Below are 16,644 nucleotides of genomic sequence, written 5' to 3'. Positions count from 1 at the left end.
AAAATAAAAAAGCCTACTTCATAAAAAAAGTAGGCTTCAATTTAAATTTTTATTTTTAAGTTAAGAAACAGCCTTTAGTTGCTTAAGTTTAGTTTTAGATAATTTTTGCTCTGCATAATCCTTTGTAACTGTCAGTGTTTTTGTATCACTTCCTGGAAGCTCAAACATAGCATCTGTTAAAATTTCCTCGCATAAAGAACGTAAACCTCTTGCTCCTAATTTATATTCAATTGCTCTACCAACAATATATTCTAGGGCACCATCTGTAATTTCAAACTCGATTTCGTCCATAGAAAAGAGTTTTTTATACTGTTTTATAATGGCGTTTTTAGGCTCTGTTAAAATAGCTCTTAACGTATCAGAATCTAATGGATCCATATGTGTTAAAACTGGTAAACGACCAATAATCTCAGGTATTAGTCCAAAATCTTTTAAATCTTTTGGAATTATATATTGTAATAAATTATCATTATCAACAACATTATCACTCATAGATGCACTATAACCTACGGCTTGCATATTTAAACGCTTAGAAATTACGCGATTAATACCATCGAAAGCTCCACCTGCAATAAATAAAATATTTTCTGTATTTACTTCTATAAATTTCTGGTCTGGATGTTTTCTACCTCCTTTTGGTGGTACATTTACAACTGTTCCTTCTAAAAGTTTTAATAAAGCTTGTTGTACACCTTCTCCAGAAACATCTCTAGTAATAGATGGATTATCGCTCTTACGTGCAATTTTATCTATCTCATCTATAAAAACAATACCTTTTTCTGCTTTTTCTAAACTATAATCTGCTGCTTGCAACAAACGCGTTAATATGCTCTCTACATCTTCACCTACATAACCAGCTTCTGTTAGTACTGTGGCATCTACAATAGCTAATGGAACATTAAGCATCCTTGCTACAGTTTTTGCCATTAAGGTTTTACCTGTACCAGTTTCTCCAACCATAATAATATTTGATTTTTGAATCTCAATATCATCATTCGTTGGTGGTTGTAATAAACGTTTATAGTGGTTGTAAACCGCTACAGACATTACTTTTTTGGTATATTCTTGACCTATAATGTATTCGTCTAAGAAAGACTTTATTTGTTGTGGTTTGCGTAGCATTAACTCTGCAGACAACTCTGTGCTATCGCTTTGTTTAGATTCTTCAATAACAATACCATGCGCTTGTTCTATACAACGATCACAAATATGCGCATCTAAACCTGCAATTAATAAACTGGTTTCTGGTTTTTTTCTACCACAAAACGAACATTCTAATTCTTCCTTTGCCATCTTCTTTTAGTTAAAAGTGAATAGTGAATAGTTCTACTTGAACGCTTCAAAATCACTTTGACTTACTAATGCTTATATAATTTAATTACGAGCTAAAATCTCGTCAATCATTCCGTATTCTTTTGCCTTACCTGATTTCATCCAGTAATCACGATCACTGTCTTGGTAAACTTTGTCGTACTCTTGACCAGAATGCTTACTTATTATTTTGTAAAGTTCTTCTTTTAAAATTAAGATTTCGCGAGCAGTAATTTCTATATCACTAGCTTGACCTTGTGCACCACCTAATGGTTGATGAATCATAACACGTGAATGTGTTAAACCACTACGCTTTCCTTTTTCTCCTGCACATAATAATACTGCTCCCATTGAGGCTGCCATTCCTGTACAAATAGTTGCTACGTCTGGTTTAATAAACTGCATAGTATCATAAATACCTAATCCTGCATATACACTTCCACCTGGAGAGTTAATGTACATTTGAATGTCTTTATTTGCATCTACACTTTCTAAAAACAGTAATTGTGCTTGAATAATGTTAGCAATATTATCGTTTATTCCCGTTCCTAAAAACAGAATACGATCCATCATTAATCTTGAAAATACATCTAACTGAGAGATGTTTAACTGACGTTCCTCTATAATATAAGGCGTCATACTTTGAGGCATCATACTACTTACAATTTTGTTGTAATATGTACTGCTAATACCTTGGTCTTTTATGGCAAATTTCTCGAATTCTTTTCCGTAATCCATATTTGTTTTTGAATTTGATATTTTAATTTAATTTCCAAACTGCTTCAGAATGGTATAAATGTATAGTTAAATCGCCTATTTTCAAATTTTTTAAGCTGAATTTAACGTGAATAAAATAGGCGTTGAATTTTCAATAATTCAACGCCTAAATATAATGATTATTCTTTAAAAAGAATATTAGACTTATTTATCTCCGTAAACTTCTTTAACAAACTTATCGTAAGTTAATTCTTTAGTTTTTACTGTTGCCTTCTCTTTGTAAAGGTTTAGTAATTTCTGACTTACAACTTGCTCACTTAAACGCTTTACTTCGTCTTGATTAGACAATACTCTAGCAGCAATATCATCAAGTTCTTTGTCTGTTGGGTTCATTTGACCAAACTGAGCCATTTGCGTTTTAATCATGCCTTTTGCACTTTCCTTAACTTCTTCAAAATCTATTTTAATACCATTAGCTTCCATTAACTTAGCTTCAATAAGTTGGTAACGTAGGCTTTTTTCAGATTTCTCGTACTCTTCTTTGGCTGTAGCATCATCCATAGGATTCTCTCCTGCAGATTGCATCCACTTTGTTAAAAATGCTGCTGGTAAATCGAATTTAGTATTTGCAACTAAATACTCTGTTACGTCGTTTAAGAACTTTTGATCCGATTGTTGTAAGAATTGCTTTTCTGCATCTTCTTTAATCTTCTCTTTTAACTCTGTTACAGTTTTCACACCATCTTTACCAAATAACTTATCAAACAAGTCTTGATCTAAGTCTGCTGGCTCACGCTTGTTTATTTCTGTAATTTCAAAATTCACTTCAATATTTAAAACATGTGCTTTATCGTGCTCCAATTTTAGCGCATGCATTAACTCGTGATCGTCTTCGTAAAGTCCTTTTGTTTTTAATGTAATTAAATCTCCAACTTTAGCTCCAATAAATTTCTTTTCTGTAGCCTTCCCTTTAAATTTATCTAAAGTTAAGGTTACTGTATTCTCTATTTCTTCAGCTTCGTTTTTGTAAACTCCAGTAATCTCACTGTCTTTAGCGATCTCTTTTAAAGCAATTAGCTTACCATATTGCTTCTGGATGTTCTCAACTTGTCCGTCAATTAACTTATCGTCTGCAACAATATTATAATGTGTGATTTTTTTAACTTTTAGGTCTACATCAAATTCTGGCGCTAAACCTAATTCAAATTCAAAAGAAAAATTATCTCCATCCCAATCAATATTATCTTGCATTTTTGGTAATGGCTGTCCTAAAACATCTAACTTTTCTTCTGTTAAATATTTATTTAAACCTTCTTGAATTAGTTTATTAACCTCATCAACTAAAATAGCTCTACCGTATTGCTTTTTAACCATTCCCATTGGCACGTGACCTTTTCTAAATCCAGGAATGTTAGCTGTTTTTCTGTAATCTGTTAGGATTTTTTCAACTTTAGCTGCATAATCATTTTTCTCAATCGCAACTGTTACTACAGCATTTAATGCGTCTTTGTTTTCTCTTGTAATATTCATTTTGAATAATCTATTTAGTGTAACCAAAAATGGAGTGCAAAAATACTATTTTTTTACACTCCATCAAAGTTTTTAATTTGTTGAATTTCAATACAAACTATGCTTTCTTTTTATCTTTTTTTATAAATGAATGCAATAAAGATTGTAATATAGATAATAGCACACTAAACAAAATTGCCCACCAAATATTATCTACAGAAAAACCGTCTATTAATTTATCTGCTAGTAAAATTAGTAAAGCGTTTATGATTAGCATAAACAAACCAAGAGTAACTATTGTTATTGGTAGAGTTAAAATAACCAATAACGGCTTTACTAAGGTTTAATATTGATAGTACTATTGCAACTATTATTGCAGATAGATAACCATCTACTTGCACACCGTTTGATATGTTAGCTAATGCGAATACAGCTATAGCATTTAAAAGAAGTCTTATAATTAAATTCATTTTTATATTATTTTATGGTTTATTTTTCAATTTACGAAATTTATAACTGCATTATAAAAGTCCTTCGGGTTTTCAGCATGCAACCAATGCCCTGCATTTGCAATCGTTTCTATTTTAGCGTTTGGAAAATGTGACTTTATTATAGCTTCATCTTGTGCAGCAATGTATTCGCTTTTGTCTCCTTTTAAAAAGAGTGTTTGGCCTTCAAATTTAGAATGTAATGGTAACGATTCACCAACTTCACTTACGTTTTCTGTTAGCACTTCAAGGTTTATCCTTAATCCCAAAATTCCTTTTTCTACCCAATATAGGTTTTTTAATAAAAATAATCGTGTGCCATAATCGCTAACGTAATTAGCTAATTGCTTGTCTGCCTCTCCTCTACTTTCTAAAGTTTTAAAATTTAAACTTCCTAACCCTTCTAAAATAGCATCATGATGGATAGGATAAAAACGTGGTGAAATATCTGCCACAATTAGTTTTGAAATATAATCGCTAAATTGCGATGAAAACAACATTGCTGTTTTTCCACCCATAGAGTGACCAAGTAGAACAACATCTTTTAAATTATAGGCATCACAATATAATTTTAAGTCTTGAGACATGGCATCATAATTAAAATCATCGCTATGAAAACTTCTACCATGATTTCTTTGATCTATTAAATGCACTTGAAAACCTGCTTTAGCAAACTGCTTTCCTAAAGATTTCCAGTTATCACTCATGCCTAAAAAACCATGAAGTATTAAAAACGGCTTACCTTCTCCTATTATATTTGAGTGGAGTTGCATTACTTTAATTTATTTAAATACATATTAACAACATTTTCTATACCCAAATATAGACTTTCAGATATTAAAGCATGACCTATTGAAACCTCTAATAATTCTGGAATATGTTGTTTAAAAAACTGAATATTATCTAAAGATAAATCGTGTCCTGCATTAACACCTAGACCTATTGAGTTAGAAAGTTCAGCACACTGTGTATATTGTTTAATCTCATCTTTGTTACCTATATTATATTGGTGAGCAAAACTTTCGGTATATAATTCTATTCTATTAGCTCCTGTTGCCTTTGCTCCTTCTATTTGACTAAGAATTGGATCTACAAAAATAGATGTACGGATATTGTTGCGCTTAAATTCTGAAATAACTTCTGTTAAAAAATCTTTATTTTTAATGGTATCCCAGCCTGCATTACTAGTTAATGTATCTATACTATCTGGAACCAAAGTAACTTGTGTTGGTTTTATTTCTAAAACCATATCTACAAATTTTGAAATTGGGTTGCCTTCAATATTATACTCTGTGTGTACCACAGGTTTTAAATTATAAGCATCTTGGTAACGAATGTGTCTCTCATCTGGTCTTGGATGTATAGTTACACCTTGAGCACCAAAACGTTGTACATCTTTTGCAAACTGAACTAGATTAGGCGTATCTCCTCCTCTAGAGTTTCTTAAAGTTGCTATTTTATTTATGTTTACGCTAAGTTTTGTCATTTCTTTTGTAAATTATTTAGCACAAAAATACAAAGTAGATACACGAGATTGTTCTTATTTTTAATTAATTTGCATAAAATTGAAACATAGACTATGAATCTTCTAGATTACATAATAAACGATATAAAACCACTTTTAAACACAGATAAAGTTAAAGAGATTCAGTTGCTTTTTAACCAATTAACCTATTCACATATTCCTATTAAAAATAGCGAAGGTGTTTATTTGGGCTGTATATCTGAAAACGATGCGCACTGTTTTGAAAGCTCAAATCCAATTGAAGACTATCGTTACTCTGGTGAAGGTTTTTTTGTTCGAGAAGACACTAATTGGTTAGATATACTTGAAGCTTTCGCTCAAAATTCAGCTAATATCATGCCTGTTTTAAGTAATAAAAATGTGTATTTGGGTTATTATGAATTAAATGACATTATTAGTTTGTTTAATGAAACACCTTTCTTTTCAGAAGCAGGAGCAGTACTAATTATAGAAAAAGGAATGACAGATTATTCTTTTAGTGAAGTCAGTCAAATTGTAGAATCTAACAATGGCAAAGTTCTAGGTGCTTTTATCTCTAAAATCGAAAATGATGTTGCACAAATAACTCTAAAAATTGGCAATGCCAACCTAAACGAAATCATGCAAACCTTTAGACGTTATAGTTATAATGTAATATCTGGGCATGAAGATGACAGCTACCTTATTGGCCTTAAAGAGCGTTCAGATTATTTAAATAAATACCTAAACATGTAATTTATGAAGGTTGCCATTTACAGTCAATATCCAAAAAAACAATCTAAAGACTCCCTTAAAACCTTAACAAAAGAGTTGATAGGTTTTAATGCCGAATTGTATCTAGAAGATGAGTTTTATAATGATATAAAATCTGAGTTAACAAATCTTTCTACATATAGAACTTTTAACGCTTTAGACAAAAGCTTTGATTTGTTTGTAAGCATTGGAGGAGATGGTACTATTTTAAGAGCCATAACTTTTGTGAAAGATTTAAACATACCAATAATAGGAATTAATACCGGAAGACTAGGCTTTCTAGCTACCATTCAGCCCGAAGACATAAAACAAGCCATACAGCAAATAATAAACAAAGAATACACATTAAGTAAACGCACGTTATTATCTATTGAAACGTCTCCAGAAAACAGTGACATAAAAGATTTAAACTTTGCTTTAAATGAAATTGCAGTAAGTAGAAAAAACACAACTTCTATGATAACTGTTGAAACAAAATTAAATGGCGAGTTTTTAACTTCTTATTGGAGCGATGGCTTAATTATTGCCACACCAACAGGTTCAACAGGTTATTCGCTAAGCTGCGCTGGACCAGTAATAACACCAGATACTACTAGTTTTGTTTTAACACCAATAGCGCCACACAATTTAAGTGCAAGACCACTAGTTATTGAAGATTTTACAACAATAGAACTTAAAGTAAGTGGTCGTGAAAAGAATTATTTAGTATCATTAGATTCACGAATAGCAACACTTTCTAATAACACAATTATTACCATAAAAAAAGCGCCATTTACTATTAACATGATCGAATTAAACTCTGAAAGCTTCCTTACAACCTTAAGAAAAAAATTACTTTGGGGAGAAGACAAGAGAAATTAATTGTCTGTTTTTACTTTTCTAACCAGCAATCCTTTAATTTTTACAATAATTTAGAGTAAATACTGTTTTAAACAGTAACTATTTAGCTCAAATTATAATATGCTAATGTTATTTATTATATTTGCAAACTTTGAAGATTTATGAGGTATTTAACGCTTTTACTAATAACATTTTTAGGCACACAAATAAGTAGTGCTCAAATTAACGAATTCGGGATTTTTGTTGGAGGCAGTAATTTTATTGGAGATGTAGGTGCTACAGACTATATAGCACCAAAACAACTCGCTTTAGGAGCAATTTACAAATGGAACAGAAGCGAAAGACACTCTTATAGAATATCTTTAACCTTTACAGATATAGAAGGTAACGATAGAGATTCTGATGATCCAAGCAGGCAAATAAGAGGTTATGAGTTTAACAATAGTATTTTAGAACTATCTGCTGGGATGGAATTCACTTTTTTTGATTTCAATCTACATAATGAAGGCAATGTTTCTACACCTTATTTGTACACAGGCGTAAGCGTTGCTAAACATGATAATTTCTATTTTAATCAAGACGGTACAATTGTAGACGAAAAAACAACAAGCTACGCATACGGTATCCCTATGGCAATAGGTTACAAAGCCGCAATTTCTCCAGATTTTATTATCGCACTAGAAATTGGAGCACGCTATACGTTTTCAGATGAATTAGATGGTAGTGTTCCAGATGCTAAAGAAGCTATAGAAGGACGATCTTTTGGAAACCTTAATAATAACGATTGGTATACCTTTACAGGAATAACACTAACTTACACGTTTGGTAGAAACCCATGTTTTTGCCCAGGATAATTTGGATACAAGTAAAATAAATACAAGTAAGTTACCAAAACATATCGCCATTATAATGGATGGTAATGGTCGTTGGGCTAAACAAAAAGGGCTTCTTCGTGCAATTGGTCATGAAAACGGAACAAAGCCTGTAAGACAAACCGTAGAGGCTAGTGCACAAATAGGAATAGAAAACCTAACGCTTTATGCTTTTTCTACAGAAAACTGGAAAAGACCAAAATTAGAAGTAGACACATTAATGAGATTATTAGTCTCTGCATTAAAAAAAGAAATTAAAACACTTCAAGATAACAACATTAAACTTAATGCTATTGGTAAACTTTCTAACTTGCCAAAGAAAGTATATAAAGAGCTTAATGAAGTAATAGAACTTACAAAAAACAATACTAGAATGACATTAACCTTAGCTTTAAGCTATGGTTCTAGAGAAGAATTATTAAATACAATAAAAGAAATAAGCGATAAAGTTAAAAATAATATAATTTCTTCCGAAAATATTGACGAATCGATTATTAATGAGCATCTTTATACTCAAAATTTACCAGACGTAGATCTACTAATTAGAACAAGTGGAGAACAACGCATCAGTAATTTTTTACTCTGGCAGATAGCCTATGCCGAACTATATTTTACGAAAGTATTGTGGCCAGATTTTACACAGCAACACCTTTGTGATGCTATCACAGAATATCAAAATAGAGAAAGACGCTTTGGAAAAACAAGTGAACAAATTAGTTAAGAAATTACAATTGAAAACATTTTTACAATACACAATAGCAATCCTTATTGCAACCTCTAGCCTTTTTGCTCAAGCACAAGAAATGTCTTTTGCCGAAAGTAAAACTTACACAATAGCAGAGATAAAAGTAGTTGGTAACACAACCTTTAGCGAGCAAACTATTATTACATTTTCTAAACTTAAAAAAGGAGATGAAATACTAATTCCTGGCGAAGAGATTAGTACAGCTATAAAAAAGCTTTGGAAAACTAATCTATTCAGTGACATAGAAGTTTACTTATCTAAAGTTGAAGGCAATGCAGCATATCTAGAAATTAGATTAGCAGATTTACCAACACTAAACGAATTAAAAATTACTGGAGTTAAGAAAAGTAAAAAAGAAGCTTTAATTAAAGAAAACAAGCTTCAAGATGGTGTAAAGGTTACAGAAAACCTTATTACAACTACAAAAAATTACATTCAAAATAAAAATAGAAAAGCAGGATTTTTAAATACCAAGGTTAATATTAATACAATTCCTGTTAAAGACTCTCTTCAGAATGCTCGTGTTAACATGGTACTTAATGTAGACAGAGGTGAGAAAGTAAAAATTACAGACATTAATTTTGAAGGGAATTCTGTATTTAGTGATAAGAAGCTTAGAAAAGCAATGAAAAATATTAAGCAAAAAAATCCTATACGACTTTTAAAACGTTCAAAATATATAGCAGCAGACTTTAAAGAAGACTTAAATAGCGTTATAGATAGGTATAAAGAAAACGGTTATAGAGATGCTCGTGTAATTTCAGATACTTTAATAGTTAACAATGCTAAAACAGTTAGTTTAAATATTAAAATTGAAGAAGGAGAAAAGTACACCTTTGGAGAGATTACTTTTATTGGTAATACTGTTTATAATGATGCCTTTTTAAAACGACAACTTCGTATAGAAAAAGGAGACACTTATAATGGTGTTTTATTAGAGCAACGTATTGCAGACAATACAAGACCAGATGGTGATGACATTACTAACCTATACCAAGACCATGGCTATTTATTTTCTACTATTAATCCAGTAGAAGTAAGTGCAGATGGTAATGTTATAGATATGGAAATTAGAATAGTTGAAGGTAAGCCAACTTATTTTAATAAAATTACAGTTGTTGGAAACGAAAAAACTAACGATCATGTAATTTACAGAGAGATAAGAACACGTCCAGGAGAACTATACAGTAAAGCAAACGTAGTACGTACAGTTAGAGAATTAAGCCAATTAGGTTTCTTTGATGCTGAACAAATAAATCCAGCATTTAAAAATGCTAGTCCAGAGGATGGAACCATAGATATCGAATATGGTGTTGTTGAGGCTGGAGCAAGCCAAATAGAGCTACAAGGTGGTTATGGTGGTGGTGGATTTATTGGTACATTAGGGCTGTCATTTAATAACTTTTCACTTAAGGATATATTTAACAAAGATGCTTATAAGCCAATTCCTACTGGAGATGGACAAAAACTTGCCTTACGTTTACAAGCAAGTCGTTTCTTTAGAACTTACAGCTTTCAGTTTTCAGAACCATGGATGGGTGGTAAAAAACCAATACAGTTTTCTACATCACTATCTCACACACAACAATTTTTATTTGATGCGCAAACAGGAAACGCAGATAAAGACAGACGTTTTAACATTACAGGTGTAACATTTGGTTTAGCAAAACGTTTATCTGTACCAGACGATTATTTTACACTATCTCAAGCTGTAGGTTTCCAACATTACGATTTAAAAAATTATAACACTGGTTTATTTACTTTTGGAAATGGTTATTCTAACAACTTATCTTACACAGTAGGTTTAAGTAGAAACAACACTTTTAACGATCCTGTTTTTCCAACCGGTGGTTCAAGTTTTTCTGTTTCAGCAAAACTAACCTTACCGTATTCTTTATTAAACAATGTAGATTATGAAGCACTTAGAGAAGAAAGAGAAGCTAACCAAGAGATAATTAGTGACCCTAGCATTGGTATTGATGAGAGAACTTCTGCATCTAACAGAATATCTCAAATTGACCAAGAACGTTTTAATTGGTTAGAATTTTATAAAGTTAAATTTAAAGGCGATTGGTATACAAAACTAGTAAATAAATTTGTTTTTAAATCTACAGTAGAGTTTGGGTTCTTAGGAGCCTACAACCAGGAAAGAGGTGTAGTACCATTCGAACGTTTCTTTATTGGTGGTGATGGTTTAGGAGCTTTTGCACTAGACGGTAGAGAAGTTGTAGCATTAAGAGGTTACCCTAACCAAGCACTCTCAAGTCAAGATGGAGGAACCATTTATAACAAATTCTCTTTAGAATTACGTTACCCAATTACCTTAAAGCAATCTGCTAAGATCTATGCTTTAGGTTTCCTAGACGCTGGAGCATCTTATGATAATTTTAAAGATTACAATCCATTTAACGTTCAACGTTCTGCAGGTGTAGGTGTTAGAATATTTATGCCAGCATTTGGTTTATTAGGAATTGATTTTGGTCACGGTTTCGATCCTCTTCCTGGAAACACTGTTAAACATGGATGGGAAACACACTTTATTATCGGACAACAATTTTAACTTATAATCAAAGCGCATTAATCACAAAAAAAAGACTTAATAATATGCACTAATTTCGACAATTTTATATTTTTGGCACGATATTTTCAATGATTAATTTGAGGATTTGGTTCAAGAATTAAAATTTTTACAATTAAAATTTGTTATTTTGAAAACAAAGCGATTCAAAATAAGGCAGAATCTAAATTCAAACTGTCGGTTTTTTTGAATATATGTTATTAAATATTAAAATATAACCAGATGAAATTTAAAGTTCTTTTTTTATTGACCATAGTATCGATGGTATCTTTTCAAGCAAACGCACAGCGTGGAGTTAGATTAGGATATATAGATACAGAATATATTTTACAAAACGTACCTGAATATACAGAAGCTACATCGCAATTAGATGCAAAAGTTCAAAAATGGAAAGGTGAAATTGAAAAACAATTAAAAACTATTGAGCAAAAGCGAAATGATTTAAATAATGAAAAAGCGCTTTTAACAAAAGAATTAATTGAAGAACGCGAAGAAGATATTTCTTTCGAAGAAAAAGAAATATTAGACTATCAGCAAAAACGATTTGGGGCAAATGGAGATTTAATGATTCAAAGAAGACAGTTAATGCAGCCTGTTCAAGATCAAATTTTTCAAGCCGTTCAAGATATTGCAAAAGCAAAAAAATACGATTTTGTGTTTGATAAATCTGCAGACGTTGTGATGTTATATTCTGCTGAACGTTTTGATATTAGTGAACAAGTTTTAAGAACTATTACACGTACTTCAAAAAGAAAGCAGTTAAACTCTAGAAAAGATAAAAAAGAAGCTGAAGAGGAAGATGTAACTGTTGAAATAGACGAAAGTAAAGATGCTAGACAAGCTGCATTAGATAAGAAAAAAACAGAAAGAAAGGCTTTAGTAGAAGCAAGAAAAAAAGAATTAGCAGATAAAAGAGCAGCAACGATAGAAGAAAGAGAAAAAGCAAAGCAAGATAAATTAGACGCTAGAAATAAAGAAAAAGAAGGCACTGAAAACACTGATGATAAAGAAGCAAAAACAGAAGATGCTACTAAAACAAGAGAGCAAATTCTAGAAGAGCGTAAACAAAAAAAATTAGCAGATAGAGCTGCTAGAAAAAAAGAATTAGAAGATAGAAGACAAAAAGTCTTAGACGATCGTAAAAAAGCAAAAGAAGAAAAAGAAAGTGCTAAAGAAGACGAAAATAAAGAGGATTAATAATTTATAACACACACAAATACTATTTTAAAAATGAAACAAATTAAAACATTACTTATTGCAGCTACATTATTTTTTGCAGCAACCAGTTTAACAAATGCACAATCTAAGGTTGCACACATTAATACAGGTGAATTAATACAATTAATGCCAGAAATGATTGCAGCTAATGGAGACTTACAAAAAATTGCTGAAACTGTTCAAGCAGATATTCAAGCAATGCAATTAGAGATCAAAAAAAAATCTGAGCAATATAATGCAGAATCACAGAGTAAAACCGATGAGGAAAATGAAAAACGATTCTACGAGGTAGAAGGAAATAAAAAAGACATGCGAGATTATGCTGTTAATGCTGACAACGAATTAAAAGACAAAAGAATGAAGCTTTACGAACCTATTTTCAAACAAGCAAAAGCTGCTATTTTAAAAGTAGGAAAAGCTCAAGGTTTTGATTACGTATTAGACTCTACAGAAGGTGGAGGACTACTAATGGCAGATGGTAAAAACCTATTGGAAGACGTAAAAAAAGAATTAGGTATAAAATAAATTATCAAAAACAAATATTATCAAAAGCCGACTTATTAAGTCGGCTTTTGTATTTTTATAAAGTAAATATTATTTATGAACAAACAACCTATTGGCATATTTGATTCTGGTGTTGGTGGCACTTCTATTTGGAAGGAAATACATAACGTATTACCAAACGAGAATACTATTTATTTAGCCGATAGTATTAATGCTCCTTATGGCCCAAAGGGTAAAGACAAAATTCTGGAGTTAAGCATTAAAAATACAGAGTTACTTTTAGAAAAAAACTGTAAGTTAATAGTTGTAGCTTGTAATACTGCTACAACAAATGCTATTAGCGTTTTAAGAGAAAGATACAATGTGCCTTTTATAGGTATTGAACCAGCAATTAAACCTGCAGTATTAAACACAAAAACAAATGCCATTGGCATACTTGCAACAAAAGGCACGCTGTCTAGTGCTTTGTTTCATAACACATCAAGTTTATACTCCAACGGAATAAATATTGTAGAACAAATAGGTGAAGGCATTGTACAACTTATTGAAAATGGAGAATTAGAGTCTGAGAAGATGAATACTCTGCTTAAAAGCTACTTAAAACCAATGTTAGTGGCTAATATAGATTACCTTGTTTTAGGTTGTACACATTATCCTTATCTTATTCCAATGTTAAATAAGCTACTACCAAAACATGTTAAGATTATAGATTCTGGTTTAGCTGTTGCTAAACAAACAAAAGCTGTTTTAAAACAATTTAATTTATTAAATGCTGAATTATTTACTCCTAAGAAGAAGTTTTTCATCAACCTACAAAATACAGAAGTAATGCAATCGCTTTTAGACGATGTTTTTGATGTTAAATATTTGAAGTTTTAAATTTCTTGGATTTATATAGATAGCTAATTCGTTACTTCTTACAATTACATAAACTAATAAAACAACTACTCTTTAAACCAACTAGAATATTTTACATAATTCTCTGCAATACAGTTTATTTCACCATTTATAAGTTCCTCGCTAATATCTTTAACTTTTTTTGCAGGAACACCAGCATAAATACTTCCAGATTCTACTGTTGTATTATGTGTAACTACTGTTCCAGCAGAAACAATACTATTACTTTCTACAACGCAATTATCCATAACAATACTTCCCACATTATCGTGGATAGTGCAACCGTGTACAATAGCATTATGCCCAATAGACACATTATTTCCAATAATTGTTGGATATTTTTGATAGGTACAATGAACTACTGCTCCATCTTGTATATTTACTTTATTACCTAATTTTATATAATTTACATCGCCTCGTAAAACGGCATTAAACCAAATACTAAATTGTTTTCCTATTTTTACGTCTCCAATAATGGTTGCGTTTTCTGCTGCATAGTAATCTTCTGGCACTTGTAACGCTTGCTCAAAATATTTAAGTGTTTTACTTACTACTTTCTTTTTATTGTTGTTTAGGTAAATTTCTGTGTAATTATCATCGGCTTTACAAAATAGAATATCTGCTGTGCTTATTACCTCGAAACCATCTTGCTGTGGTATAGTAATTTTACCAGCGACATTATTAGTTGTTTTTGGCACTAAAACTTGATCTTGAAGTGCATTGTAATCCGTCAAACCAAAGTGGACTGTTTAGTTAATTGCTGGACAGTTACAACTGTAACGCTCTTTAGCACAACCAAAGTTATAACCCAACGTTATTTGATGGAATCCTCCATTATTAAATACTACTGAATTTGCTTGATAGCTATAAGTATATGCAAACATAAACTCATCTAAGTTAACTCCTAAAAGAGGTGTTATGTATTGTAATTTTTGACTACTAACTCCAGAACCATCAACAAATTCTGCACCATCTAAACTTCTTCTGTAAGATATTCCTCCCCAAACCTTTCCAAAATCCATAGTTTTGTATGCTTTAAGGTTAACATCAAAAGAAGCTTCTTCTGTTGCATCTCTGTAAATAAACATTACAGAAGGTTCAAAACTCCAATCGTTATTATAACTACTAAAAGTATTACCAGCAGAAACAATATATGTTCTCAAGTTATCATAACTTAAACCTTGCTCATTAAAATTGACACCTTCATTTTTTAATAGGTTTTTAACTGTAGCATGAGCATAAAAATCATAAAGATGGTAAGAGAATCCAAAATCAACATTAAAATTAGTTGCAGACTGTTCTATACCTCCAATAATAGGATCTGGTCCATCAAACAAAAATGATGTTTCATCTAGTTTGTATTGAATAGCACCTGCACTTAAACCAAAAGAAAGCATATTTAAATCTGAAGTACTTCTAGAAAACATAAGGTGGTGAGCATATGTTAAATAAACTCCTGATTGTGAATGAAAACCATTCTTGTCAGAATAAACAATAGCACCAACACCTGATTGAGTTTCTCCAATTCTACCATTAATACTTGCTGTTAGTAGCGCTGGAGCATCATCTTCTCCAAACCATTGTTGGCGTCCAGTAACTCTAATTTTAGAACAATTTGCTACTCCAGCCATAGATGGATGAATTAAGTAGTAATTGTCTGTTAAATAATCTGAATAAACAGGAAGTCCTTCTTGTGCATTAGTAAATTGACTACTAAAAAACACTATAACTGCCAATATTAATAACCTTTGTATTCTCATAATCTCTTTTTTCAAGGTAGATGTTGGTTCAAAATGTATAGCTCTCGCTATAATAACTCTCATTTATCAATTAAATTATATCGAAGCCAAATATATAAATTTACTTTGTATTATTTGGATCACAAAAGTTAAAAACATCAATATAAAAAGGATTTAGCAAAAAAACTAAACTTTTATGATTAGTGGGTAAATCTTTAAAGTACCAAATATATCGATAACTGAACATACTTTTAGTATTTTTGCAAGAAAAATATCACAAAATGGATTCTTTTAAAGTTACTACACAAGAAACTTCAAATTCTAAAATACTAAAATTTGAAGTCAATCAATTTATAACACAACATCAAAGTTTCGAATTTAATAATATAGATGAAGCAAAAGCATCACCACTAGCACAACAATTATTTTATTTACCTTTTGTAAAAAAAGTGTATATAACTAGTAATTTTATTGCTATAGAACGTTTTAGTATCGTTGAATGGGAAGATGTACAAAACGAAGTTTCTCAGCAAATTGAAGAATACTTAAACAAGGGTAACGTTGTTATTAACCAAGACATAGCACCTAAAAAAACACCAGTAACTGTTTATGCTGAAAGCACTCCAAATCCCGGAGTAATTAAGTTTGTTGCAAATAAAAAAATAGCTAATGCTGCTTTTGAATTTACTTCTATAGACATAGCTAAATCATCTCCTTTAGCTACAGAATTATTTCATTTCCCTTTTGTAAAAGGTGTTTTTATAGATGAAAATTACATTTCTGTAACAAAATATGATGTTGCTGAATGGAATGATATTACAAACGAATTACGTGAATTTATTAGAGCTTACATTGAAAATGGCAAAGAAATTGTTTCTATTAATGCTCCGGAAGTCATTGAGAAATCAACCGAGAAAGTAGAAGCCCATTTTGAAACTTTAGATGATACATCAAAAGAAATTATAAATA

At 31.1% G+C, this 16,644-nt stretch carries 16 protein-coding genes and 1 pseudogene; 9 read left to right on the top strand and 8 right to left on the bottom strand.

Features of this window, described 5'->3' with window-relative positions; genetic code table 11:
• Positions 1–60: 60 nt before the first annotated feature.
• From clpX to QNK89_RS10825, 6 genes and pseudogenes are all read right to left on the bottom strand, one after another.
• The gene (gene clpX, locus QNK89_RS10850) at positions 61–1,293 is read right to left on the bottom strand and encodes an ATP-dependent Clp protease ATP-binding subunit ClpX (protein WP_340171071.1); all 1,233 of its coding nucleotides are present in this window, start codon (positions 1,291–1,293) and stop codon (positions 61–63) included.
• Between the two features lie 81 nt (positions 1,294–1,374).
• Positions 1,375–2,049 carry an ATP-dependent Clp endopeptidase proteolytic subunit ClpP gene (gene clpP, locus QNK89_RS10845; protein WP_340171070.1) on the bottom strand — a complete coding sequence of 225 codons (675 nt, stop codon included), beginning with the start codon at positions 2,047–2,049 and terminating at the stop codon, positions 1,375–1,377.
• Positions 2,050–2,232: 183 nt separating this feature from the next.
• Positions 2,233–3,558 (bottom strand): trigger factor, encoded by a 1,326-nt coding sequence (tig, locus tag QNK89_RS10840; protein WP_340171069.1) that lies wholly within the window; start codon positions 3,556–3,558, stop codon positions 2,233–2,235.
• Positions 3,559–3,655: 97 nt separating this feature from the next.
• Positions 3,656–4,007 (bottom strand): annotated as a pseudogene (locus QNK89_RS10835) (phage holin family protein).
• A gap of 26 nt (positions 4,008–4,033) precedes the next feature.
• Positions 4,034–4,798, bottom strand: coding sequence for an alpha/beta fold hydrolase (locus tag QNK89_RS10830; protein ID WP_340171068.1), 765 nt, complete (start codon positions 4,796–4,798; stop codon positions 4,034–4,036).
• Positions 4,798–5,511 (bottom strand): pyridoxine 5'-phosphate synthase, encoded by a 714-nt coding sequence (locus QNK89_RS10825; RefSeq protein WP_340171067.1) that lies wholly within the window; start codon positions 5,509–5,511, stop codon positions 4,798–4,800. Before QNK89_RS10825 ends, QNK89_RS10830 begins: the two co-directional genes overlap by 1 nt.
• Before the next feature lie 93 nt (positions 5,512–5,604).
• Here QNK89_RS10825 and QNK89_RS10820 point away from each other — a divergent pair, with 93 nt between their 5' ends.
• The 8 genes from QNK89_RS10820 to murI all read left to right on the top strand — a co-directional run bounded on the left by QNK89_RS10820 (position 5,605) and on the right by murI (position 13,918).
• Entirely contained in the window at positions 5,605–6,264 is a 660-nt protein-coding gene (locus QNK89_RS10820; RefSeq protein ID WP_340171066.1) for an acetoin utilization protein acuB, read from the top strand.
• 3 nt (positions 6,265–6,267) lie between these two features.
• Complete coding sequence (locus QNK89_RS10815; RefSeq protein WP_340171065.1) at positions 6,268–7,143, top strand: NAD kinase; 876 nt, start codon at positions 6,268–6,270, stop codon at positions 7,141–7,143.
• A 140-nt stretch (positions 7,144–7,283) separates the two neighbouring features.
• Entirely contained in the window at positions 7,284–7,976 is a 693-nt protein-coding gene (locus QNK89_RS10810) for a DUF6089 family protein (RefSeq protein ID WP_340171064.1), read from the top strand.
• A gap of 55 nt (positions 7,977–8,031) precedes the next feature.
• Positions 8,032–8,715 carry an isoprenyl transferase gene (locus QNK89_RS10805; protein ID WP_340171095.1) on the top strand — a complete coding sequence of 228 codons (684 nt, stop codon included), beginning with the start codon at positions 8,032–8,034 and terminating at the stop codon, positions 8,713–8,715.
• Positions 8,651–11,299, top strand: coding sequence for an outer membrane protein assembly factor BamA (gene bamA, locus QNK89_RS10800; protein WP_340171063.1), 2,649 nt, complete (start codon positions 8,651–8,653; stop codon positions 11,297–11,299). Before QNK89_RS10805 ends, bamA begins: the two co-directional genes overlap by 65 nt.
• A 240-nt stretch (positions 11,300–11,539) precedes the next feature.
• A complete protein-coding gene (locus tag QNK89_RS10795) occupies positions 11,540–12,514 on the top strand; it encodes an OmpH family outer membrane protein (RefSeq protein ID WP_340171062.1) in 975 nt (324 codons plus the stop codon).
• A gap of 33 nt (positions 12,515–12,547) precedes the next feature.
• Positions 12,548–13,060: an OmpH family outer membrane protein gene (locus QNK89_RS10790; RefSeq protein WP_340171061.1), complete on the top strand. Its 513-nt coding sequence runs from the start codon at positions 12,548–12,550 to the stop codon at positions 13,058–13,060.
• A gap of 75 nt (positions 13,061–13,135) precedes the next feature.
• Complete coding sequence (gene murI, locus QNK89_RS10785; protein WP_340171060.1) at positions 13,136–13,918, top strand: glutamate racemase; 783 nt, start codon at positions 13,136–13,138, stop codon at positions 13,916–13,918.
• 65 nt (positions 13,919–13,983) lie between these two features.
• Here the strand turns inward: murI and QNK89_RS10780 are convergent, their stop codons facing one another.
• Positions 13,984–14,448: a gamma carbonic anhydrase family protein gene (locus QNK89_RS10780; RefSeq protein ID WP_340171093.1), complete on the bottom strand. Its 465-nt coding sequence runs from the start codon at positions 14,446–14,448 to the stop codon at positions 13,984–13,986.
• Between the two features lie 237 nt (positions 14,449–14,685).
• Complete coding sequence (locus QNK89_RS10775; protein ID WP_340171059.1) at positions 14,686–15,696, bottom strand: type IX secretion system membrane protein PorP/SprF; 1,011 nt, start codon at positions 15,694–15,696, stop codon at positions 14,686–14,688.
• Between the two features lie 260 nt (positions 15,697–15,956).
• Here QNK89_RS10775 and QNK89_RS10770 point away from each other — a divergent pair.
• Positions 15,957–16,644, top strand: a 688-nt coding sequence (locus QNK89_RS10770) for a NifU N-terminal domain-containing protein (protein WP_340171058.1), incomplete at its 3' end; no start/stop codon positions are given.

Origin of the sequence: Lacinutrix sp., assembly GCF_037625555.1 — a bacterium.
Taxonomy (GTDB): domain Bacteria; phylum Bacteroidota; class Bacteroidia; order Flavobacteriales; family Flavobacteriaceae; genus Lacinutrix.
Note: the sequence above shows the minus strand (reverse complement) of the source record. Positions and strands in the feature narration are given on the sequence as shown.

Bases quoted from the DNA above. Each gene is read 5' to 3' on its own strand.
- bamA (WP_340171063.1), top strand. From the start codon at position 8,651: ATGCTATCACAGAATATCAAAATAGAGAAAGACGCTTTGGAAAAACAA.
- QNK89_RS10775 (WP_340171059.1), bottom strand. From the start codon at position 15,696: ATGAGAATACAAAGGTTATTAATATTGGCAGTTATAGTGTTTTTTAGT.
- murI (WP_340171060.1), top strand. From the start codon at position 13,136: ATGAACAAACAACCTATTGGCATATTTGATTCTGGTGTTGGTGGCACT.
- QNK89_RS10810 (WP_340171064.1), top strand. From the start codon at position 7,284: ATGAGGTATTTAACGCTTTTACTAATAACATTTTTAGGCACACAAATA.
- QNK89_RS10830 (WP_340171068.1), bottom strand. From the start codon at position 4,798: ATGCAACTCCACTCAAATATAATAGGAGAAGGTAAGCCGTTTTTAATA.
- QNK89_RS10825 (WP_340171067.1), bottom strand. From the start codon at position 5,511: ATGACAAAACTTAGCGTAAACATAAATAAAATAGCAACTTTAAGAAAC.
- QNK89_RS10795 (WP_340171062.1), top strand. From the start codon at position 11,540: ATGAAATTTAAAGTTCTTTTTTTATTGACCATAGTATCGATGGTATCT.
- tig (WP_340171069.1), bottom strand. From the start codon at position 3,558: ATGAATATTACAAGAGAAAACAAAGACGCATTAAATGCTGTAGTAACA.
- QNK89_RS10805 (WP_340171095.1), top strand. From the start codon at position 8,032: ATGGATGGTAATGGTCGTTGGGCTAAACAAAAAGGGCTTCTTCGTGCA.
- QNK89_RS10820 (WP_340171066.1), top strand. From the start codon at position 5,605: ATGAATCTTCTAGATTACATAATAAACGATATAAAACCACTTTTAAAC.
- clpP (WP_340171070.1), bottom strand. From the start codon at position 2,049: ATGGATTACGGAAAAGAATTCGAGAAATTTGCCATAAAAGACCAAGGT.
- clpX (WP_340171071.1), bottom strand. From the start codon at position 1,293: ATGGCAAAGGAAGAATTAGAATGTTCGTTTTGTGGTAGAAAAAAACCA.
- QNK89_RS10815 (WP_340171065.1), top strand. From the start codon at position 6,268: ATGAAGGTTGCCATTTACAGTCAATATCCAAAAAAACAATCTAAAGAC.
- QNK89_RS10790 (WP_340171061.1), top strand. From the start codon at position 12,548: ATGAAACAAATTAAAACATTACTTATTGCAGCTACATTATTTTTTGCA.